Genomic DNA, 22,424 nt, shown 5'->3' on the forward strand with positions numbered 1-22,424 from the left:
TTATCCAATCGCGTGACGGTAGCCAGCGGAGTAGGCGCCGGTGACGTGGTGTTCGAGCTGGCGTTCGATATCGCCGAGCAGGGAGGACGCGCCAAAGCGGAACAGATCCGGCTGGACCCAGCGCGGGCCAAGCTCGTCCTTCAGCAGGGCAAGATACACCAGCGCGTCCTTGGCCTTGGAGATCCCGCCAGCGGGTTTGTAGCCCACCCGGATGCCAGTGGCCTCGAAATAATCGCGGATGGCGCGGATCATCACGAGGCTCACGGGCAGGGTGGCGTTGACCGTTTCCTTGCCGGTGGAGGTTTTGATGAAATCCGCCCCCGCCATCATGCAGATGAGGCTGGCGCGGGCGACGTTTTTGAGGGTGCCAAGCTCGCCGGTGGCAAGGATCGCCTTCACATGGGCCGGGCCGCAAGCGGCGCGAAAGGCGCGCATTTCGTCATAAAGCGCCTGCCAGTTGCCGGTGAGCACATGGCGGCGCGAGATCACGATATCAATCTCATCGGCCCCGGCCTTCACGCTCTCTTCGATCTCGGCCAAACGCAGCGCAAAGGGCGACAGGCCCGCCGGAAAGCCGGTGGAGACAGCCGCCACCGGGATGCCTGATCCTGCCAGCGCCTCAACGGCGACCTCGACCATCTCGTGATACACGCAGACCGCGCCGGTGGTGATACCGTCCATCCCCAATGCCGCAAGCAGATCGGCGCGCACCGGATGGCGGGCCTTGGCACAAAGGCGGCGCACCCGGCCGGGCGTGTCGTCCCCGGCGAGGGTGGTCAGATCAATCAGGGTGATCGCCTTGCACAGCCACGCGGCCTGAAACTCTTTTTTCACCGAGCGGCGGCCCGGCAGGGTGGCGGCGCGGCGCTCGATGGCTGAGGTATTGGCCTCCTGGCGCATCACCCAATCCAGATCAAGCTCCATGCCCGGATTGCGGGCAAGGGCCAGCTGCGGCAGTTGGGCGGCGGCGGTGGTTTTCTCTTTGATGGTGGTCACGGGCGGCAGGCCTCCTCGGGGCAAGGGTGGCATGGGGTGGGGGGCTTGGCAATGGGCTGAGATTTACCGGATGGTCAAAAATGCGGCAACCGGCGGTCCGCACCACCCGCTCTGCAAAGAATGAGCATTTTCTTGCTGAAAATATCCCCCGCGCGGAGCGCAATTAAGAGGAATGCGCCAGCGGCGCTCAATCGCTTTACGGCTGGCGATCAGGGGGGGAGGGCGGCGGGCGTCCTTCCCCGGTGTTATTCGGCAGCAAGCGCCTCCTGGTCCGTCACGACATATTGGCAAGCCTCGCAGGCCGGGGCGCCCTTTTCTTCCCACCAGCGACAACTGGCGCGGATCACGCAGGGCTGGAGACCCACCGAGGCAGGCAGATCGGCCCCGTCGAGCGCGGCGAGCACCTTCAACACCACGCCGCAGCCTTCGCCCGTCCATTGCTGGCACGAGCCTTCCACGCAGGGCGAAGAAAAGCGCATCCGGGCTTCCGGCGAACCATGGGCGCGGGCGCGGCGCACAAAGCCTGCGTCCACCTGCATCGGGGTGCGCATGTATTGCAACCGCCCCTTTGAGCCCATCGCCCCCACCAATGTAGCCCCCGGCGCACATGGCGCCGAAGGACAACTGAAGCGGGGTGGAGTGCTCACCGATGCGCCCCGAGCTGTTTGGTGATCTGAGCGTGGTTTTGCTCTAGCGCCTCCAGCCGCTCATCCAGGAGCAGGCCCATCCACTCGCGTGGGAAGGTGCCGCTCCATGGCTTGTGCTGGAAGTCGGCGTGCTCGGCCATGTAGCCCAAAACGGTTTGTTGCAACTTCTTGTTGAGCTCCATTTGGCGGTCTTTGGAGAGCTCGATTTTGCCGGTATCTACAATGTAACGTGGCATGTAATATCCTTTTCGACATCGGTAATAGTCCAGCGCGTTCCCTCCCCTATTATACATATTTCGCCCTCAGGTTGCAAAGAAATGCGGCGGTCACTCCATTTTACCCCGGCATGACAAAGGCCCGGCGTTTGGCCGGGCCTTTGCGGCGTTTTGAATGGGGCTGGCTTACTTGGTGGGGCCGAAATCTGCCTCGGTGATGAAGCCATCGCTGTTGCGGTCACGGGCGGCGAACCATTCGGCGGAGAAACCCTCAAACTCGGCGCGGGTGACGGTGCCGTCTTTATCGGCGTCCACGAAGGAGCGGTCCATGGATTGCACATAATCCCCAAGGGTGACGCCCCGATTGTTGCCCCGGCCCTGACCTTGGCCCATGCCCTTGCCTTGTTGGTTCTGACCTGGGCCCTGGCCCATGCCTTGGCCCTGACCCATGCCCTGACCGGCTTGCGGCTGGGCATTGTTGGCGAAGTCTTCGGCGCGGGTTTCGTCGAAGGCGTCGTATTCACTGGCGCTCAGGCTGTTGTCGTCATCCATGTCGAACATGGTGAAGATGTCGGTGCGTTTTTCGGTGGCTTCGGCGAGGGAGATCTTGCCGTCACCGTCGGCGTCCCAATTTTCGATGAAATGCGCGCCGGGGGTGTTTTGCGCCAGCACCGGTAGAGCAAAAACGAGGGCAGCGGCGGAAAGGGACAGCGTTTTGAATGTGGTCATGTCATCCTCCATGTTCAGGCACTCATTTGAATGCATGAATGTAACGATGAAAAGATGGTTTTCCGTCGCGGTGAGGTGCAGGTATTCACGAAAAAAGGGCCCCGCCGGGTGTGGCGGAGCCCTTGGGATCAGGAGGGTGGCGCGCTTACTGCGGGATGTCGCCTTCGATGCCTTCAACGTAGAAGTTCATCCCGGCCAAAGTGCCATCATCGGCGACTTCGCCCTCGGCCAGCCAATCGGAGCCGTCCTGCTTTTTGAGCGGGCCGGTGAAGGGGTGGTAGGTGCCTGCGGCAATGGCGGCCTTCATCTCTTCGGCCTGGGCTTTCACGTCGGCGGGCACTGCGTCGGTGATTTCACCGATGCCAACCATGCCCGGGCCGATGCCGTCCCAAGTGTTGGTGGTTTCCCATGTGCCGTCCATCACCGCCTTCACGCGGGCGGTGTAGTAGGGTGCCCAGTTGTCGATGATCGAGGACACGCGCGGGGAGGGCGCATATTCGTACATATCGGAGGCCTGGCCAAAGCCGATCACGTTGCCTGCTTCCTTGGCGATGGCGAGCGGTGCGGTGGAGTCGGTGTGCTGAAGGATCACATCGGCACCCTGTTCGATCAGCACCTTGGCGGCGTCGGCCTCCTTGGCGGGGTCGAGCCAGTCATAGATCCAGACGATCTTGAACTGCACATCGGGGTTTACCTTTTTGGCGTGGATATAGGCGGAGTTGATGCCGCGGATCACCTCGGGGATCGGCACCGAGCCGATGTAACCTACGACGTTGCTCTTGGTCATCTGGCCCGCGATGGTGCCCTGGATGGCGCGGCCTTCATAAAAGCGGGCCGAGTAGACCGACACGTTGGGCGCGGTTTTATAGCCGGTGGCGTGCTCGAACTTCACGTCCGGAAACTTGGCCGCGACGTTGATGGTGGGGTCCATGAAGCCGAACGAGGTGGTGAAGATGATATCGGCGCCATCAAGCGCCATTTGGGTCATCACCCGCTCGCTGTCGGGGCCTTCGGCGACGTTTTCCTGGTAGACCATCTCGACATTGTCTTCGCCGAGTTCCTTGAGCATTTCGGTCGCGGAGTGGTGGTGGCCCTGGGTCCAGCCGCCATCGGTGATCGGGCCGACATAGACAAAGCCGACCTTGGTTTTCTCGCCGCCGTGGCTTTCGGCGAAGGCGGGGCTTGCAGCCAGCGCCAGCGCGGCGACGGCGCCTTTGAGGAGGGTTCTTTTTTGCATGGGTAGGGTGCTCCCTGTTGTGGTTTTCTGTTGGTCTGGTTGGTCGATGCCCCGGATTTCTACCCGGTGGCGTGGAATATCCGGCCCATCGAGGCGGGCGCACCAAGCGCCGCCTTGCCGCGACCGGAGGACATGATCACCAGCACGATGATGGTGATGATATAAGGAGACATGGAGAGGTATTCGACGGGGATCTTCACCCCGGCGGCCTGAAGATTGAGCTGGAGCACGGTGATGCCGCCAAAGAGGTAAGCACCCACCATCACGCGCCACGGTTTCCACGAGGCAAAGACCACGAGGGCGAGCGCGATCCAGCCTGCGCCGGCGGTCATGCCCTCGGTCCATTGCGGCACCCGGACGAGCGAAAGGTAAGCCCCGCCCAGCCCCGCCATGGCCCCGCCAAAACCGATGGCCGCGCAGCGCACGAGGCGCACCTTGTAGCCAAGCGCGTGGGCGGCATCGTGGTTTTCGCCCACCGCGCGCAGCACCAGCCCGACGCGCGAATATTTGAGCGTGGCCCATGTGGCGGCCACGATGGCGATGCCGATATAGACCATCGGATCATGCTGAAAGAGCACCGGCCCGAGGAACGGGATGTCTGAGAGCAGGGGGATATCGAGCTTGGGCGTGGAGGGCGGTTTGAGGCCCACATAGCCTTGCCCCATCAGCGACGAAAGCCCGAGGCCAAAGAGCGTGAGCGCGAGGCCGGAGGCAACCTGATTGGCCAGCGCATACTGGGTGAGCAGGGCAAACAGCATCGACAGCGCGGCCCCCGCCACGGCGGCGATCAGGAAGCCCAGTGCAGGGGAGCCGGTTTCGATGGTGGCGGCAAAGCCTGCGATGGCGCCGGTGATCATCATCCCCTCAACGCCGAGGTTGAGCACGCCGGATTTTTCGACCACCAGTTCGCCGATCCCGCCCAGCAGGATTGGCGTGGCGGCGACCATGAGCGAGGCCAGCAGCAGGACGGGGTTGATTGCCGAAAGGTCCATCAGGTGGCTCCGTGTGCGGGGAGGCGGGCCGCGAAGGCGGCGGCGTGGTCAAGCGGCGGGTTCATGCGGTGGCCCCCCGCGTGAGGCGCAGGCGGTAATTGGTGAGCAGGTCTGTTGCCAGCAGGAAGAACAGCAGCATCCCCTGAAAGAGCTGGATCGCCGCCGCCGGGAGCTGAAGCTCGGACTGCGATTGCGCGATGCCGCCGCCGATATAGGTGAGTGACATCAGCAGCGCCGCCAGCAATATGCCCACCGGGTGCAGCCGCCCGAGGAAGGCGACGATGATGGCGGTGAAGCCATAGCCCACGTTGAAACTGTCGGTGACAGAGCCGGTTGGCCCGGCGACCTCGAACAGCCCCGCAAGCCCGGCCAAAGCGCCCGAGGTGCCAAGGCAGAACACCACCAGCCGGTTGGGATTGACCCCGGAAAACCGCGCGGCGCGCGGGGCCTGCCCGGCCAAGCGGATGTTGAAGCCAAGCATGTGGCGGGTGAGCAGGATATAGGCCGCGATCACCGCGATGAGGGCGGCGGCAACACCCCAGTGCAGGCCGAGGCTTTGATCAATCCAAGAGGTGGCCGAGGGGTAGTGCGCAAGGTTGCGCGAGCCGGGAAAGCCAAAGCCTTCGGGGTTTTTCATCAACCCGAGGGACATGCCGATCAGCAGCTTTTCGGCAACATAAACCAGCATGAGCGAAACCAGGATTTCATTGGTGCCAAAGCGGGTTTTGAGGATAGCCGGGATCATGGCCCAGGCCCAGCCGCCCAAGCCCCCGGCGATCACCATGAGGGGGAAGATCAGCACGCTTTCGGTGGGGTAAAACGCCAGGCCAACGCCCGCGCCGCACAGCGCACCGATGATATATTGCCCCTCGGCGCCGATGTTCCAGATGCCCGCCCGAAAACCCAGCGACAGGCCGATGGCGATGAGCACCAGCGGCGCGGCTTTCACCAGCAGTTGCGGCAGGTAGAACGAGGCGTGCTGGCCAAAGAGCGGCTCATAAAAGATGGTGCGGATCGCCAGCACCGGGTCTTTGCCCAGCGCCGCAAACAGCAGCCCGCCCGCCAGCATGGTGAGGACAACGGCCAGCAGCGGGGTGGCGTAGGTCCACACCTTTGAGGGTTGTGCGCGTTTTTCGAGGCGGATCATGCGGGCACCTGCGAGGGGTGGTTGTGGGCGACTTCCATATCATGCGCGCCGCCCATCATCAGGCCGATGCGCTCCATGGTGAGGCTGTCATCCACCGGAACCGGCTCTGAAAGCCGCCCCCCGTTGAGCGCGGCAAAACGGCTGGAGATTTCCATCAGTTCATCAAGGTCCTGGCTGATGGCGACCACGGCGCAGCCCTCGGCGGCCAGATCAAGGATCGCCTGACGGATGGCGGCGGCAGCAGAGGCATCCACCCCCCATGTGGGCTGGTTGACGACCAGCACCTCGGGGGCCTGCTCGATCTCGCGCCCGATGACGAACTTTTGCAGATTGCCCCCCGATAGCGCGCGGGCGGCCACATGGGGGCCGGGGGTGCGCACATCAAAAGCCTCGATCACCTCTTCCGCGTAGCGCCGCGCGGCCCCCCAGTTGATGAAACCGCGCCGCGACAGGTGCTTGCGCAGGTTGGCCGAGAGCAGGGCATTTTCGGTAAGGCTCATATCGGGGGCGGCGGCGTGGCCAAGGCGCTCTTCGGGGGCGCTGAGCAGGCCAAGTTTGCGCCGCGCGGGCGGTGCGAGGCGGCCAATGGGCTGGCCATGCAGCTTGACCTCATCGGCGGCGCAAAGCGCCTCGCCGGAAAGGGCGGCGAGCAGCTCATCCTGCCCGTTGCCCGCTACCCCGCCGATGCCCAGCACCTCGCCCTTGCGCAGGCTGAGAGAAACATCGCGCAGCGCGGTGCCAAAGGGATTGGCCGGTTGCAGGGTGAGGTTTGCCACCTCCAGCGCAACCTCACCGGGGGGCGAAAGCTCGCGCTCGGGGCGGTGCAGCGCGGTGCCCACCATCATCTCGGCCAGTTCGGCGGCGGATTTCTCACGCGGGTTGGCGTGGCCCACAACCTTGCCAAGCCGCAGGATGGTGGCGCGGTCACAGAGCGCGCGGATCTCTTCGAGCTTGTGGGAAATATAAAGGATCGAGGTGCCCTCGGCGCGCAGCTTTTCGAGGGTGGCAAAGAGGATTTCCACCTCTTGCGGGGTGAGCACCGAGGTCGGCTCATCCATGATCAGCAGGCGCGGGTCTTGCAGCAGGCAGCGGATGATCTCAACCCGCTGGCGTTCGCCCGCCGACAAATCGCCAACGGTGCGGTGCGGATCGAGCGGCAGGCCGTAATCCTCGGACACATCGGTGATGCGCTGGGCGAGCTTGGAAGCGGCGGGCGGATTTTCCATCCCGAGAGAGACGTTTTCGGCCACGGTGAGCGCATCAAACAGCGAGAAGTGTTGGAACACCATCGCCACCCCGGAACCACGCGCCGCGCGGGGTTCTGGCGGGGCGTAGGGGGCATTGAGCAGGGTCATGGTTCCGGCGTCGGGCTTGACCAGCCCGTAGATCATTTTGACCAGCGTTGATTTGCCAGCGCCGTTTTCGCCGAGCAAGGCGTGGATTTCACCGGTGTCGATGGAGAAGGACACATCGTCATTGGCGATGACGCCGGGGTAGGCCTTGCGCAGGCCGTGGGCGGCAAAAAGCTCGCTCATCGCGTGACTGTTCCCTTATCTGTCCCGGCGCGGCCATGGTCTGATGCCGCGTGCCGCAGTGCAGAGAGTAGCCGCGCGGCGGTAGAAATCGCAATGGCTTGCGGTGTTTTTCCCAAGGCGGGGTCGCCGATGGGGCAGGTGATGCGGTGAGTATCGCTGTGGCCAGCGGCAATGAGGCGGCGGCGGAAGCGGGCCCATTTGGTGGCCGAGCCGATGAGGCCGATGGAGGCGGTGGGCTGGTTCAGCAGGGCCGCGCAGAGGGCGTAATCGAGCTCATGCGAGTAGGTGAGGATCAGGTGATGCGCCTCGGGCGGGGCCTTGGGTGCAAGGGTTTGCGGGGCGGGGTGCGCGAGGGTGGTTTGGGGGGTGTCGGGAAAGCGCGAGGCGTGGGTATCGACCCAGGTGATCGTGAAAGCCTCGGTTGGGGCGAGCACATCCACCATGGCGCGGCCCACATGCCCGGCCCCCCAGATCCAGAGCGGCACGCGGGGGGCGGCCATGGCTTCGGTCAGCCAGCCATCGGCCCATGTGAGGCCGGGGGCCTGGCCATTGCGGGCCTGCGCCATGGCCCGCCGCGCCGAGAGCGGCTGGGGCGTACCGGTGAGCGGGCGGGAATAGGTGGCGGCCTCGGGCGGGGCCGAGGTGAAAGGCTCGATCGCCAGCGTGACCGAGCCGCCGCAGCATTGGCCCAGCGCCGGGCCAAGCGGCAGGGTCACGGTGGCGGCGCGCGCTTCCGCCAGCCGGGCACGCGCCATGGCGGCGGCCTCCCATTCCAGCGTGCCGCCGCCGATGGTGCCCGATTGCCCGCCCTCCCAGACCAGCATCGCCGTGCCGGTGCCGCGCGGGGTGGAGCCAGCGGCGGCAATCACCACCACGCGGGCCACCGGGCCGTGGGCGGCGATAGCGGCGGCAAGGGCGGCGCGATCAAAGCTCATGTGCGCGCCCGCTTGATGGCCGCGAGGATATGTTCCGGCGTCGCCGGGGCCTCCAGTGCCGGGTAGCCGGGGCCACAAGCCGCGCAGGCATCCGAAAGGGCGAGAAAGGTGGAAACCCCCAGCATCAGCGGCGGCTCCCCCACCGCTTTTGAGCGATAGATCGTGGCCTCGGGGTTGCTGTTGGGCCAAAGCGCCACGTTGAATATATCGGGCCGGTCGGCGCAGGCGGGGATCTTGTAGGTGGAGGGCGCGTGGGTGGTCAGGCGGCCCGCATCATCCCAAACCAGCTCTTCGGTGGTGAGCCAGCCTGCGCCCTGGATGAAGCCGCCCTCGATCTGGCCAATGTCGATCGCCGGGTTCAGCGAGGCCCCGGCATCATGCAGGATATCGGTACGCAACATGCGGTTTTCGCCGGTCAGCGTGTCCACCACCACCTCGGTCAGCGCGGCCCCGTAGGCAAAGTAGAAAAACGGCCGGCCCTCGCCCTTGATCCGGTCCCACGAGATGTCTGGCGTCTTGTAATAGCCCGTCGCCGAAAGCGAAACGCGGCCCAGGTAAGCCTCGGCCACGACCTCCCCCCAGGGGATCACGGCACCGCCAACATGCACATGATCGTCCTCAAAGCGCACCTCGTCCGGCCGAGCTTGCCGTGCTTCGGCCAGAAAAGCGCCGATCCGCGCCTTCAGCTCATCGCAGGCGGCGGCAACGGCCATGCCATTGAGATCGCTGCCCGAACTGGCGGCAGTGGCCGAGGTGTTGGGCACCTTGGCGGTATCGGTCGCGGTGATCTTCACGCGCGCCATCGGCACACCAAAGCGGCTGGCGGCAACCTGCGCCACTTTCTGGAACAGGCCCTGGCCCATCTCGGTGCCACCGTGGTTCATGTGGATGGAACCATCCTGATACACATGCACCAGCGCCCCGGCCTGGTTGAGATGCGTCAGCGTGAAGGAGATGCCAAACTTCACGGGGGTGAGCGCGAGGCCCTTCTTCAGCACCGGGTTGGCACCGTTCCACGCGGCCACCGCGGCGCGGCGGGCGGGGTAGCCTGCCGTCTCGGCGAGCGAGGCCACCAGCTCGGTGATCACCGCATCGGTAACCGGCTGGCCATAGGGGGTAAGCTGCGCTGCGGCGGGGGCTTTTGGCGCATCCGGCACCGTTCCGGGAGCCACTGTGCCTGCGGCCCCCCGGCTCGCCAGATCCTCGCCTTCGGGCGAAGCCGCAAGCTGCACGTCTTCTTCCTCTGCGCCTCTCAATGCTCCTGAAATATCCCCGCCGGAGGCATAAAAGTTCTTCTGGCGCAGCCTCAGCGCGTCCATGCCAGTGGCGGCGGCGAGATGGTCCATCACCCGCTCGATCCCCACAATCCCCTGCGGCCCGCCAAAGCCGCGAAAGGCAGTGGCGCTCTGGGTGTGGGTGCGCAGCCGGTGCGAAACGATCCGCACATTGGGCATGTAATAAGCGTTGTCGGCATGGAGCATGGCGCGGTCAGCCACCGGCAGCGACAGGTCCTGCGCCCATCCGCAACGGGCGTATTGGGTGAAATCCACCGCCATGAGCCGCCCTTCGCCATCAACCCCGGCGCGGTAGGTGATGCGAAAATCGTGGCGCTTGCCGGTGATCACCATGTCATCGTCGCGGTCATAGCGCATCTTGCAGGGGCGTGCGGTGAGCCGGGCGGCCACGGCACAAATGCAGGCGAGCGCGTTGCCCTGGCTCTCCTTGCCGCCAAAGCCACCGCCCATGCGGCGGGTTTCGACCCGAACGGCATTCATCGTCACCCCAAGCGCCTCGGCCACCTTGTGCTGAATTTCGGTGGGGTGCTGGGTGGAGCTGTGGACCAGCATATCACCACCCTCCTGAGGCAGGGCAAGCGCGGCCTGGCCTTCAAGGTAAAAATGCTCTTGCCCGCCAATCTCGATACTGCCTTCAACGGTTGTTTCGGCGGCGGCGAAGCCGGTGGCAAGGTCGCCACAGGCATATTCACGCGGGCCTTCCTCAAACCGGGAATTGGCGGTGAGGGCATCATCAATGGTGAGCAGGGCGGGGCGCTCGGTGTAGCGCAACTCCCCCAGCCGCGCGGCCTTGCGGGCGGCGAGGTGGCTGGTGGCGATCACGGCAAAGAGCGGCTGGCCCATATAGTGCACTTCGCCCGTGCAAAGCAGCGGCTCGTCATGCACCGAGGGGGACACATCATTTGCCGCCGGGAGATCATCGGCGGTGAGCACCTTGACCACACCGGGGGCGGCGCGAACGGCGGCAAGGTCCATCCCGGTGAGGGTGCCATGGGCGATGGTCGAGAGGCCAAAGGCGAGGTGGAGGCAATTGGCCGGGGTGGGGATATCATCCACATAGCGGGCCTCGCCGGTCACATGCAGCGGGGCGGCATCATGGGGCAGTGGCTTGGCAACGCTCATGGCTGGACCTCCAGCACATTGGTGGCGGTGCCCTGGCTTTCAAAAAAGCAGCGGCGCAGCATGTTTTGCGCACATTCCATCCGGTAGGCGGCAGAGGCGCGCATATCGTCCATCGGGGCGTAATCACTGGTGAGGGCGGTGGTTGCGGCGGAAATGGTATCCTCGCACCACGGCTGCCCGGTGAGGGCGGCTTCGGTGGATTTAGCTCGCGCCGGGGTGCCTGCCATGCCGCCAAAAGCGATGCGGGCAGAGGCGACGCGGCCCTCGGCAAGGGTGATGTTGAAGGCCCCGCAAACGGCAGAGATATCCTGATCGAACCGTTTGGAGAGCTTGTAGCATCGCAGGGTATCGGGCTGGCGGGGGAGGGTGATGGCCTCGACAAACTCACCCGGCGCCCGGTCTTGCTTGCCATAGGCGATGAAGAAATCTTCAAGCGGCAGGCTGCGGCGGGTGTCCCCCTTGCGCAGGTGCAGGGTGGCGCCAAGCGCGATCAGGGGTGGGGGGCTGTCGCCAATGGGTGAGCCGTTGGCGATGTTGCCGCCAATAGTGGCCGCCGCGCGCACCTGCTCGGAGCCGTAGCGGCGCAGCAACTCGCCAAACCCGGGGTGGTGCGGCGCAATGGCCTTGCGCACGGCGGCGATGGTGGTGGTTGCGCCGATGCGGATTTCGTCATCGGTTACGGTAACGCCCGCCAGATCGGCGCAGCGATGCAGGAAGGCGACCTCGTTCAACTCCATCAGCCGCTTGGTGATCCAGAGGCCCACATCTGTGGCCCCGGCGATCAGCGTGGCCTCGGGGTGGGCGGCATACCATGCGGCCAGTTCATCACCGCTTTCGGGGATTTCGGCCTGCGGCGGGGCGGTGATGGGGGGGCTGTTTTTGAGGTGGGCGGGCACGGGCTGCGCGGCGGCGGCGCGGGCGGCGCGGATGATGGGAGCGTAGCCGGTGCAGCGGCAGAGGTTGCCGGCGAGGCGGTCATCAAGGTCTTCGGCACCCTCGGCATGGGCGGCGGCCATGGAGGCGATGAAGCCGGGGGTGCAAAAGCCGCATTGCGAGCCGTGGTGCGCGATCATCGCTTCCTGCACCGGGTGCAGGCCGCCCTCGAGCGGGGCGAGGCCCTCGACGGTGCGCAGCTCGCGGCCATGCAGGTGGGGCAGCAGCAGGATGCAGGCGTTTTGAGCGGCCCAGGGGCCGGAGGGTGCGCGCGTCATCACTGTGCAGGCGCCGCAATCGCCTTCGTTGCAGCCTTCCTTGGTGCCGGTGAGGGCGCGCGTCTCGCGCAGCCAGTCGAGCAGGGTTGTGGTGGGCGCGACATTGCGCAGCTCCACGGTCTCTCCGTTCAGAAGAAACGTGATGTTCATACGAAAACCTGCCGCCTTACTCAATTCATCCCCGATGCGGACCTTCGATGCGGCGTAGAAGGCCAGCTCGCGCCGAGGGAGTGTGGCGGCGGGACGGGGCGGGACGCAAGGAAAAAACTGCCCGATTTGCTGGCAGCGGGGATGTTTTGCCTGTTTTTTGTGCGGATCGGCGGGCTGACGCGCGCGGCCTGCGGCCTCGACGCCCCACCCGCCATCCCGTTGGGCGAGTGGCTGGGGGGAAGCCGAGGGGCGTTAGCCGAAGACCGACCAGCCTGTCTTATGGGCCAGCGTTTCGATCGCCTCGGTGCCGACCTTGGAATTGCCCCAGGCGTTGAGCCCCGGCGACCAGACGGCGACGGAGGCCACCCCCGGCACCGCCACAAGGATGCCGCCACCCACGCCGGACTTGCCGGGCAGGCCGGTGCGGAAGGCAAAATCGCCAGAGCCATCATAGTGGCCGCAAGTCATCATCAGGGCGGCGAGGCGGCGGCGTTTGCGGGCCGAAAGCAAAAGCGGCGCCCCCGGCAGCCCGGCGATTCCGCGGCCTGCGAGGGCAAGCTGCTCGGTTGTCATTTCAATGGCACATTGGTGGAAGTAGGTGCCGAGCACCAGATCCGGCTCATTTATGAGGTTATCATAGCTTTTCAGGTAGTTGGCGAGTGCGATATTGCGGTATCCGGTGGCTTGCTCGGAGGCGGCAACGGCGCTGTCGATGTGGATATCGTCATCCCCCGAGGCGACGCGCAGAAATTCGAGCACCTCTGAAAGCGCCTCACGCGGGGCGCGGCCTGCGAGCAACTCGTCGGTCGTGACCAGTGCGCCTGCGTTGATGAAGGGGTTGCGGGGGCGGCCTTGCTCCTGCTCCAGCAGCAGGATCGAATCAAACCGGTCGCCGGACGGTTCCCGCCCGACGCGCGCCCAGATCGATTCGCCGATGCGCGACAGCACGCAGGCCAGCGTGAAGACCTTCGAGACCGACTGGATCGAAAAGCGCGTTTTCGCCTGCCCGGCAGAGACCAGAGAGCCATCGGCCAGCGCGACCGATATGGCAAATTGCGCCGGGTTCACACAGGCCAACTGGGGGATATAGGCGGCGACGGCGCCCCAATCGGCGGCGGCGTGGGCCTTGGCATCGAGGCGGGAGAGGAGGGTGGCGAGGGTCATGGCGTGAGACTACTTCAAACTGCCGCGCCGTCCACATACTGTGGGCACATGGCTGATCCCCGATTCATACACCTTCGCGTTCATACGGAATACTCGCTGCTGGAGGGGGCGGTGCCGGTCAAGAAACTGGCGGGCCTGTGCGACAAGGCCGAAATGCCGGCGGTGGCGGTGACCGACACCAACAACATGTTTGCCGCGCTTGAGGCCAGTGTCACGCTTTCGGGCGCGGGTATTCAGCCGATCATGGGCTGCCAGGTTGATCTGGAGTATGTGCCAGTGGTTCAGGGCGCAAAGCCGGTGCCACCCGCGCCGCTGGTGCTGCTGGCGCAAAACGAGCGGGGCTATGAGCATCTGATGAAGCTCAACTCTTGCCTTTATCTGCGCGCCGACGGGACCTTGCCGCATGTGACGCTGGATGAGCTTGAGGCGCATGGCGAGGGGTTGATTTGCCTGAGCGGTGGCCCGGATGGCCCGGTGGGGCGGCTGCTGAGGGCCGGGCAGAGGCCCAAGGCCGAGGCGCTGGTGGACCGTCTGGCGGCGATCTTTGGCGACAGGCTTTACATCGAGCTTCAGCGCCACCCCGGAGAGGACGGGCTGCCCGAGGCCGAAAAGGCCAGCGAGCGCGGGCACATCGAGATGGCCTATGCCAAGGCGATCCCGCTGGTGGCGACCAATGATGTGTATTTCCCCAAGTCCGAAATCTACGAGGCCCATGACGCGCTGATCTGCATTGCCGAGGGCGCTTATGTGGACCAGCAACAACCGCGCCGCCGGTTGACCCCGCAGCATTACTTCAAATCGGCGCAGGAGATGGCGACCCTTTTTGCCGATCTGCCCGAAGCGCTTGAGAACACGGTGGAAATTGCCCGTCGCTGTGCGTTCATGGCCTATCGGCGTGATCCGATCCTGCCGAAATTTGCCGACAATGAGGTGGAGGAGCTGCGCCGTCAGGCCAACGAGGGGCTACAGGCAAGGCTGGCGATCATCCCCCATGCGGCAAGTGTGGAGGCCTATCAGGAGCGGCTCGATTTTGAGCTGGATATCATCGAGGGCATGGGCTTTCCCGGCTACTTCCTGATCGTGGCCGACTTCATCAAATGGAGCAAGGACAACGGCATTCCCATCGGGCCGGGGCGTGGCTCGGGCGCTGGTAGCCTGGTGGCCTATGCGCTGACGATCACCGACCTTGATCCGCTGCGTTATGCGCTGCTGTTTGAGCGGTTTCTCAACCCCGAGCGGGTGAGTATGCCGGACTTTGACATCGACTTTTGCATGGATCGGCGGGAAGAGACGATCCGCTATGTGCAGGAGAAATACGGGCGTGACCGGGTGGGGCAGATCATCACCTTTGGCGCGCTGCTGTCAAAGGCGGCGGTGCGCGATGTGGGCCGCGTGCTGCAAATGCCCTATGGGCAGGTGGACCGCCTGAGCAAGATGATCCCGGTGGAGGGGGTGAAGCCGGTTTCCATCGAAAAGGCGTTGGCCACCGAGGAGCGGCTGCGCGAGGAGGCCCGCAACGAGGAGGTTGTGGATCGGCTGTTGACCTATGGCCAGCAGGTGGAGGGGCTGTTGCGCAACGCTTCGACCCACGCCGCCGGTGTGGTGATCGGCGATCGGCCGCTGGATGAGCTGGTGCCGCTTTATCAGGACCCGCGCTCTGACATGCCGGCCACCCAGTTCAACATGAAGTGGGTTGAGCAGGCGGGGCTGGTGAAGTTTGACTTCCTCGGCCTGAAAACCCTCACCGTGATCCAGAACGCGGTGGACTTGATCAACGGCAACGGGCGGCCCATTCACATAGCGCCCGACGGCACCGAGCTATACGAGCCGCCCGAGGGCGCGGTGAACGAGATCAACTCGATCCCGCTGGATGACGAGGCCAGTTACAAGCTTTATGCCAGCGCCAAGACGGTTGCGGTGTTTCAGGTGGAAAGCTCGGGCATGATGGATGCGCTGCGGCGCATGAAGCCCACCTGCATCGAGGATATCGTGGCGCTGGTGGCGCTGTATCGCCCCGGCCCGATGGAGAATATCCCCACCTATTGCGAGGTGAAGAACGGGGTGCGTGAGCGCGCTTCGGTGCATCCGCTGATCGACCATATCCTTGAAGAGACCCAAGGCATCATCGTCTACCAGGAGCAGGTGATGCAGATCGCCCAGGTGATGGCGGGGTACAGCCTTGGCGGCGCCGATCTGCTGCGCCGTGCGATGGGCAAAAAGATTGCCGAGGAAATGGCCAAGGAGCGCCCCAAGTTCGAGAAAGGGGCGATGGAAAACGGGGTCGACAAGAAGAAGGCCTCGGAGGTTTTCGACCTGCTCGAAAAGTTCGCCAACTACGGGTTCAACAAGTCGCACGCGGCGGCCTATGCGGTGGTGAGCTACCAGACCGCATGGCTGAAGGCGAACCATCCGGTTGAGTTTATGGCCGCCGTGATGAACTGCGATATCCACCTCACCGACAAGCTGGCGGTTTATGCCGAGGAGGTGCGCCGTGGCCTTGGCATCGAGATCGTGCCGCCTTGCGTAAACCGCTCGCTCGCCACCTTCTCGGTGAAGGACGGCGCGGTGGTTTATGCGCTGGGCGCGTTGAAAAACGTGGGCGGTGAGGCGATGCGGCTGGTGGTGGAGGCGCGCGACGGGAAGGACTTTGTGTCGCTCTATGATTTTGCCCGCCGGGTTGATCTGAAGCGGGTCGGCAAGCGCCCGTTGGAGATGCTGGCGCGGGCGGGGGCGTTTGACCAGCTTGATCCCAATCGCCACCGGGTGTTTTCCGCGCTTGATGCGCTGGTGGGCTATTCGGCGGCGATCCACGAGCAACGCGCCTCCAATCAGGTGTCGCTCTTTGGCGAGGCGGGCGATGATTTGCCCGAGCCGAGGCTGCCCGACATGCCCGATTGGCTGGTTGGCGAGCGGCTGGGCGAGGAGCACAAGGCAATAGGCTTTTACCTCTCCGGCCACCCGCTTGATGATTACATGGGCGCGCTCAAACGGCAGAATGTGTTGACGCTGGAGCAGGTCACCAAGAAGGTAGAGCGTGGTCCGGCGGTGGTAAAACTCGCCGGATCGGTGGCCGGGCGGCAAGAGCGCAAATCGGCGCGCGGCAACCGCTTTGCCTTTGTGCAAATGTCAGACCCAACAGGGCTTTACGAGGTGACGCTGTTCTCGGAAGCCCTTGAAAAGAGCCGCGATCATCTGGAGGCGGGGTCAAACGTGGTGATCACCGCCGAGGCCACGATGGAAGCTGATCAGCTCAAGCTGCTGGGCCGTTCGGTTGCCCCGATTGACGTGGTGGCCGCCGATACCGGGCGGCAGGATATTCGGCTGTTCCTTGATGATCCCACGGCAGCGCCGCAGGTGCGTGGCCTGCTGGATCGCGCCGCCGCAGATGGCACGGTGCGCAGCCGGGGCGCGGTGAGCCTGTGCCTGATGGCCCACGATCTGCCGGGCGAGGTGGTGCTTGAGCTGGAGGGTGACTATCCCATCAACCCGCAGATCAAGAGCGCGCTCAAATCCCTCGGCGGGGTGGTGACGGTTGAGGATGTTTGAGCCCGTGATGCGAAAAACCCTTCCCGTTCTGATGCTTTGCACGCTGACCTCCGGCTGCCTTGGCGTGCCGGGGGCTCCTGCGCCGATTGAGCGGGGTGAGGACCAGCCCGCGCCAGACCCGGCGGCGGTGGGTGATGTGCTGGTGGCTTTGCCCAAGGCGAGCGAAGTGGCCGAGGCAAGCGAGGTGGCCGAAACGCAGGAGGGGGCCGAACCCGCAGCAAAGGCGCAGCCCCCACAGAAGCGCGGGTTTTTCAGCCGGGTGAAGCGCAGCGTGGCCGATCTGTCGGCTGAGCGGACCATTGCTGCGCAGCCAGAAGAAGAGGCGGAGGCCGCGCCAGCCCCTGAAGCAAAACCCGAGGGCGCGCCGCGCCAGCGCAGGGGCCTCTTTGGCCGCCGCAAGGCAGAGGTGGAAACCGCCCCCTCCGCCCCCTCCGGCCCCGATGTGCTGCTGCCCTTCGGTCAGGTGGCGGTGGCTTGCGGGCTGGGCAGGCGCGCGTTGGGCCACAAGATCGAAACCTCGGGCAAATACACGCTCTATGATGCCGCGCCCGGCTCTACCGGGGCGCGCAACTTCTTTGTGACCGGCTTCAAGGACGGCTGTGCGCGCCAAGCAACCGGAGCGGTGGCGCTGTTTGGCGCGATTGATGTTTACGAGGTGCTTTATTACGGCGGCGGCGGGGCCGCGCCGGGCATGGCCGAAACCGACCGCGCCTATCGCAAGCTGCGGGCGCGCAGCTGCCCGGCCAAGGGGCCTTGCAGCGAGCGCGGGGTGCAGAAACTGTCACGCGCCACCGCCTTCCTCAGCGTCTATGCCGCTGCCGGGCAAAGCCGCCAGATGGAGATGCTGCTGCACGCCGGAAAGCTTGAGGCGCAGGCGGTAAAGTAGCCGCTTTGTGCGGGATTTCGCGCTGTAAGGGGCCGGGCGCTAGTAATGCGGCGGGCGCTCATCGCCGATCACCACGCCGCCGGTATTTTGCGCCTCGGCGACGGCGGCGCGCTCCAGCAACATCGCCACGCGACGCTCCAGCACATCCATCCGCGCGCCCTGGTCAACGACCATCTCGTGCAGGTCTTCGATGGCGCGGGCCAGATGGGCCAGTTCTTCTTCGATCTTCTCGGTGCTCATGGCCCCTGTGGTAGCCCACCCGAGCCGCCGCGCCAAGCCCCGCGCGACCTTGCTCAACCGCCCGCCATAAGCTATGCCGCGCCCGACCGCTCATGGAGGCCTCCCCGCGATGGCGAAACAGAAAAAACAGCCGCGCCCCAAGGCGCAAACGCCCAAGGGCTTTCGCGATTACATGGGCGCGGAGGTGGAAGAGCGCAACGCGATGCTGGGCCAGATCGCCGAGGTTTACCGCCTTTACGGGTTTGATCCGCTGGAGACATCGGCGGTGGAAACCGTTGAGGCGCTCGGCAAGTTCCTGCCCGATGTGGACCGCCCGAATGAAGGCGTGTTTGCCTGGGAGGAAGATGGCGACTGGCTGGCGCTGCGCTATGATCTGACGGCCCCGCTGGCGCGGGTGGCGGCGCAGTATCGCAATGATCTGCCCTCGCCCTACCGCCGCTTTGCGATGGGCCCGGTCTGGCGCAACGAGAAGCCGGGGCCGGGGCGGTTTCGCCAGTTTTATCAATGTGATGCGGATACGGTTGGCTCCGCCAGCCCGGCGGCGGATGCCGAGATTTGCGCCATGCTGGCCGATACGCTTGAGGCCGTGGGCATTGAGCGCGGCGATTACATTGTGCGGGTCAATAACCGCAAGGTGTTGAACGGGGTGTTGGAGTGCATGGGCCTTGAGGGCGAGGGCACCCGCGATGCCGTGCTGCGCACCATCGACAAGTTTGACAAGGTTGGCGAGGCCGGTGTGCGCGAGCTTTTGGGCAAGGGGCGCAAGGATGCGTCTGGCGCGTTCATCGAGGGCGTTGGGCTGAGCGCGGCGCAGGCTGATCCGGTGGTGGCTTTCCTGACCTCAAAAGCGGCAAGCGCCGAGGAGACATTTGCCAACCTGCGGGTCGCGGTGGGTGAAAGCGCCGTCGGGGCCGAGGGGATTGCCGAGTTGGAGCAAATCGCCGGGCTGCTGGAGGCGCAGGGCTATGGGCCTGATCGCATTGAGGTAGATCCGAGCGTGGTGCGCGGCCTTGGCTATTACACCGGGCCGGTGTTTGAGGCGGAACTGACGTTTGAGATCACCGATGACAAGGGGCGCAAGCAGCAGTTTGGCTCGGTGGCCGGGGGTGGGCGCTATGATGATCTGGTGAAGCGCTTCACCGGGCAAGCTGTTCCGGCGACGGGGGTTTCGATTGGGGTGGATCGCCTGCTGGCGGCGCTGCGGGCCAAGGGGCGCGTGGGCGGTGGCACGGATGGCCCCGTGATCGTGACGGTGATGGACCGGGACCGGATGGCCGAATATCAGGCGATGGTGGGGCAGCTTCGGGCTGCGGGCATCCGCGCCGAGTGCTACCTTGGCAACCCCAAGAACTTTGGCAACCAATTGAAATACGCCGATAAACGCCGCTCACCCCTGGCGGTGATCCAGGGCGGCGTCGAGGCCGAGCGCGGCGTTGTGCAGCTAAAGGACCTGGTGCTTGGCGCAAAGCTCGCCGAGGGGCTGACCCGTGAGGAATGGGCCGAACAACCGGCGCAGGTTGAGGTTCCGCTGGAGCGGCTGGTGGAGGAGGTCCGCAAGATGCTGGACCGCACGCTTTGATGCTAAAGGAAGTGCCGCGCGAGGAAGTGGCCCGCTTGGTGGCGCTGTTTGAGAGCAAGGGGGCCCTCCGCGTGGGGGCCGCTGTGCTGCAATCGGCGGACACCCTGCTTGACCTTTACGGCGAAGACATTCGCGCCCGCGCCTATGTGACCCATGATCCCATGCGCGGCGAGTTGATGCTGCGGCCCGATTTCACGGTGCCGGTGGTGCAGATGCACATGGCCGAGGGGCAGGAACCGGCGCGATATTGCTACGCGGGCACGGTCTTTCGGATGCAGGAAGAGGACACCGGGCGCGCCAGCGAATTTGAGCAGGTGGGCTACGAGCTGTTTGATCGCGGCAATCGGGCGGCGGCGGATGCCGAGGTTTTTGCCCTGATCGCCAGCGCGCTGGAGGGCCGGGGCCTGAGGGCCGCGATGGGCGATATTGGCGTTTTGCGGGCGGCGGTTGAGGGGCTGTCCACCACGCCAGAGCGCAAGGGCGCGCTGATGCGCCACCTGTGGCGGCCCCGGCGCTTTCGTGCGCTGTTGGAGCGGTTTGGCGGCCGTGTTGCCCCCGCACCAAGCCGCGCGGCGCTGCTGAAACGGCTGGAAAATGAGCCTGCCGAAGAGATTTTGGCAACAGCCGGAGTGATGATGGGCAAGCGCAGCCCCGATGAGGTGCTGGCGCGGATGGCGCGGCTCAAGGCCGATGCCGCCGCCCCGCCGATCAGCGATACAGAAATGGGGCTGCTGGATGATTTGCTTGGCGTGCGCGCCGCGCCTGCCGATGCACTGGCCCATCTGCGCGATCTTTCGGTTGATCTGCCCGCAATCCTGCCCGCGCTTGATGCGCTCGCCCGCCGTTTTGATGCGCTGGCGGATGCGGGGATTGACCTTGCCGCGCTGGAATTCGAGGCGAGCTATGGGCGCACATCGATGGAATATTACGATGGCTTCGTCTTTGGCTTTTACGCGCCGCAGCGCCCCGATCTGCCGCCTGTGGCCTCGGGCGGGCGCTATGATGCGCTATGCCGGGTGCTGGGGCAGGGCCGTGAAATTCCGGCGGTAGGCGCGGTGATCCGCCCGGCCCTGCTGGCCGAAATCGCAGCCGGGGAGGCGGGCCGATGAGCGTGCTGAAGCTGGGCGTGCCCTCGAAAGGGCGCCTGATGGAAAAAACCTTTGACTGGTTTGGCGCGCGCGGCGTGACCTTGAGGCGCACGGGATCGGAGCGCGAATATGCGGGCGCGGTTGAGGGGGTCGACGGGATGGAGCTGCACCTGCTCTCCGCCGGAGAAATCCCCGCCGCGCTGACCGATGGGCGCATTCACCTTGGCGTCACCGGCACTGATCTGGTGCGCGAAAAGGTGGCGGGCTGGGAGCAGCGGGTTGAGGAACTGGCGCTGCTGGGCTTTGGGCAGGCCAATCTGGTGATCGCGGTTCCGGCCTGCTGGGCCGATGTCGACACGCTGGACGATCTGGATGCCGCGGCCAGCGCCTTCAGGGAGGCCCACGGCCACCGGCTGCGGATTGCCACCAAGTACCACCGCCTTGTGCGCGATTTCCTGCGCCAGGCGGGTGTGGCCGATTATGCGCTGATTGATAGCCAGGGCGCGACCGAAGGCACGGTCAAGAACGAGACCGCAGAGGCCGTTGCCGATATCACCTCAACCGGGGATACGCTGCGGGCCAACCATCTGAAAATATTGGAAGATGGTTTGATCCACCGCTCGCAGGCAACGCTGTTTCGCGCCCGTGGCGGGGATTGGCGGCCAGAGACGCGGGCCACGCTGGCGACGCTGTGCGAAAAGCTCGATATTTGACAGCGAGAGGTTGAACCGCCAGCCAGGGCGCGCGGGGCGGTTTGACCTGCCTTTCGCGGCCAACCGCTATTGCCCGCTTATCCGTTTGCCCATGACACGTGCCCTTTCCAGAGGGTGCTTTGGTTCTGGCGTTTCCTGTCGATGCGGCCCTGCTGGCCCTTGAGCCGGGGGCCGCGCATCCCTAGGCTGGGCACGGGCCACGCGCGATGAGGTCAGCGGCCACAGCGGGAGAGATGCACCATGATCGAGATGAAAGGCATGTTCGAGGAAGAGATCGGCCTGTTCCTGGAATGGCTGGTGCGGCACAATCGTTATGTGGCCTTTGAAGGCGCGCAGGTTGTGAGCCAGGGGGGGATTGGCCATGTGTCGGTGCCGCAAAACCATGGGCCGGTTTATCAGGGCCGCCGCATTTTGACAGTGGGCGCAAGCTATCGCATCCCCAAGGTTGATCTGGGCAACGCTTGCTGCCCGCATTTTGTGACCGGGGAAATCACCACAGGGGCCGAGGACATCGTTTATGATGGCGTGCCGGTGGTGATGGTGGGCGATATGGGCAAGCACTGGCCGGGCTGCGGCACGGCGACGGTGTTTGTGACAGAGGGCTGGCGGCGCATCCCTTCACCGGTGGATCGCTGGGATTTCGCCAGCCATGAAGGGCAGGGCGGCTTTACCATCAACGCGGGCGACGACCCGGACAGCCTTGATTTGCCCGGAAAGCCCAAGGCTCCGGCGATGCCGCCACAGGGGATCTTCTCGATCCGCGCGGGGGATGACCCAAATGATATTTCGGTGCCGGTGGAGCTGCTGAAAAGCGGCTTTCGCCAGAGCGACGATGGCTGACGTGCAGCTGGGCTGTGGTTTTCGGCGTAAGGCGCGCGGGTGAAAAGGCCTCGCAAAGTGTTGACCCGGTGACAAAGCTCGCCTGATTGGAAACAAGATCATCCCCAGCCCGGCAGTCAAATCTGGCGGGGCGGCCCGGCCCGGCGGCGATCCTCAA

Annotated in this window: 19 protein-coding genes; 6 read left to right on the top strand and 13 right to left on the bottom strand. The window is 64.9% G+C overall.

Annotation, left to right across the window (positions count from 1 at the left end; all coding sequences use genetic code 11):
- From deoC to P1U55_RS00935, 12 genes are all read right to left on the bottom strand, one after another.
- Positions 1-924, bottom strand: coding sequence for a deoxyribose-phosphate aldolase (gene deoC, locus P1U55_RS00880; protein WP_301045680.1), 924 nt, complete (start codon positions 922-924; stop codon positions 1-3).
- A gap of 317 nt (positions 925-1,241) precedes the next feature.
- Entirely contained in the window at positions 1,242-1,547 is a 306-nt protein-coding gene (locus P1U55_RS00885; protein WP_301045579.1) for a hypothetical protein, read from the bottom strand.
- Positions 1,548-1,639: 92 nt separating this feature from the next.
- The gene (locus tag P1U55_RS00890) at positions 1,640-1,879 is read right to left on the bottom strand and encodes a hypothetical protein (RefSeq protein WP_301045580.1); all 240 of its coding nucleotides are present in this window, start codon (positions 1,877-1,879) and stop codon (positions 1,640-1,642) included.
- A gap of 165 nt (positions 1,880-2,044) precedes the next feature.
- Positions 2,045-2,587, bottom strand: coding sequence for an EF-hand domain-containing protein (locus tag P1U55_RS00895; RefSeq protein ID WP_301045581.1), 543 nt, complete (start codon positions 2,585-2,587; stop codon positions 2,045-2,047).
- 145 nt (positions 2,588-2,732) lie between these two features.
- Positions 2,733-3,824 (bottom strand): BMP family ABC transporter substrate-binding protein, encoded by a 1,092-nt coding sequence (locus P1U55_RS00900; protein WP_301045582.1) that lies wholly within the window; start codon positions 3,822-3,824, stop codon positions 2,733-2,735.
- 59 nt (positions 3,825-3,883) lie between these two features.
- The gene (locus tag P1U55_RS00905; RefSeq protein ID WP_301045583.1) at positions 3,884-4,816 is read right to left on the bottom strand and encodes an ABC transporter permease; all 933 of its coding nucleotides are present in this window, start codon (positions 4,814-4,816) and stop codon (positions 3,884-3,886) included.
- 61 nt (positions 4,817-4,877) lie between these two features.
- The gene (locus P1U55_RS00910; RefSeq protein ID WP_301045584.1) at positions 4,878-5,963 is read right to left on the bottom strand and encodes an ABC transporter permease; all 1,086 of its coding nucleotides are present in this window, start codon (positions 5,961-5,963) and stop codon (positions 4,878-4,880) included.
- On the bottom strand, positions 5,960-7,498 hold the full coding sequence (locus tag P1U55_RS00915; protein ID WP_301045585.1) for an ABC transporter ATP-binding protein: 1,539 nt from the start codon (positions 7,496-7,498) through the stop codon (positions 5,960-5,962). Before P1U55_RS00915 ends, P1U55_RS00910 begins: the two co-directional genes overlap by 4 nt.
- Positions 7,495-8,433 (bottom strand): xanthine dehydrogenase accessory protein XdhC, encoded by a 939-nt coding sequence (gene xdhC, locus P1U55_RS00920; RefSeq protein ID WP_301045586.1) that lies wholly within the window; start codon positions 8,431-8,433, stop codon positions 7,495-7,497. The genes P1U55_RS00915 and xdhC overlap by 4 nt, the downstream gene beginning before the upstream one ends.
- Complete coding sequence (xdhB, locus tag P1U55_RS00925; protein WP_301045587.1) at positions 8,430-10,850, bottom strand: xanthine dehydrogenase molybdopterin binding subunit; 2,421 nt, start codon at positions 10,848-10,850, stop codon at positions 8,430-8,432. Before xdhB ends, xdhC begins: the two co-directional genes overlap by 4 nt.
- Entirely contained in the window at positions 10,847-12,211 is a 1,365-nt protein-coding gene (xdhA, locus tag P1U55_RS00930) for a xanthine dehydrogenase small subunit (RefSeq protein WP_301045588.1), read from the bottom strand. Before xdhA ends, xdhB begins: the two co-directional genes overlap by 4 nt.
- A gap of 252 nt (positions 12,212-12,463) precedes the next feature.
- On the bottom strand, positions 12,464-13,375 hold the full coding sequence (locus tag P1U55_RS00935; RefSeq protein ID WP_301045589.1) for a glutaminase: 912 nt from the start codon (positions 13,373-13,375) through the stop codon (positions 12,464-12,466).
- A 48-nt stretch (positions 13,376-13,423) separates the two neighbouring features.
- Between P1U55_RS00935 and dnaE the strand changes: the two genes are divergently transcribed.
- Both dnaE and P1U55_RS00945 read left to right on the top strand, forming a co-directional pair.
- On the top strand, positions 13,424-16,921 hold the full coding sequence (dnaE, locus tag P1U55_RS00940; RefSeq protein ID WP_301045590.1) for a DNA polymerase III subunit alpha: 3,498 nt from the start codon (positions 13,424-13,426) through the stop codon (positions 16,919-16,921).
- Positions 16,922-16,952: 31 nt separating this feature from the next.
- On the top strand, positions 16,953-17,807 hold the full coding sequence (locus tag P1U55_RS00945; protein WP_301045591.1) for a hypothetical protein: 855 nt from the start codon (positions 16,953-16,955) through the stop codon (positions 17,805-17,807).
- Positions 17,808-17,846: 39 nt separating this feature from the next.
- Here the strand turns inward: P1U55_RS00945 and P1U55_RS00950 are convergent, their stop codons facing one another.
- Positions 17,847-18,047, bottom strand: coding sequence for a SlyX family protein (locus P1U55_RS00950; protein ID WP_301045592.1), 201 nt, complete (start codon positions 18,045-18,047; stop codon positions 17,847-17,849).
- 109 nt (positions 18,048-18,156) lie between these two features.
- Here P1U55_RS00950 and hisS point away from each other — a divergent pair, with 109 nt between their 5' ends.
- From hisS to P1U55_RS00970, 4 genes are all read left to right on the top strand, one after another.
- A complete protein-coding gene (hisS, locus tag P1U55_RS00955; protein ID WP_301045593.1) occupies positions 18,157-19,626 on the top strand; it encodes a histidine--tRNA ligase in 1,470 nt (489 codons plus the stop codon).
- A complete protein-coding gene (locus tag P1U55_RS00960; protein WP_301045594.1) occupies positions 19,626-20,735 on the top strand; it encodes an ATP phosphoribosyltransferase regulatory subunit in 1,110 nt (369 codons plus the stop codon). The genes hisS and P1U55_RS00960 overlap by 1 nt, the downstream gene beginning before the upstream one ends.
- The gene (hisG, locus tag P1U55_RS00965; RefSeq protein WP_301045595.1) at positions 20,732-21,427 is read left to right on the top strand and encodes an ATP phosphoribosyltransferase; all 696 of its coding nucleotides are present in this window, start codon (positions 20,732-20,734) and stop codon (positions 21,425-21,427) included. Before P1U55_RS00960 ends, hisG begins: the two co-directional genes overlap by 4 nt.
- 240 nt (positions 21,428-21,667) lie before the next feature.
- The gene (locus P1U55_RS00970; RefSeq protein WP_301045596.1) at positions 21,668-22,267 is read left to right on the top strand and encodes a hypothetical protein; all 600 of its coding nucleotides are present in this window, start codon (positions 21,668-21,670) and stop codon (positions 22,265-22,267) included.
- The last annotated feature ends 157 nt before the right edge of the window (positions 22,268-22,424 follow it).

Source organism: Vannielia sp. (assembly GCF_029212645.1).
Classification (GTDB): Bacteria; Pseudomonadota; Alphaproteobacteria; order Rhodobacterales; family Rhodobacteraceae; genus Vannielia.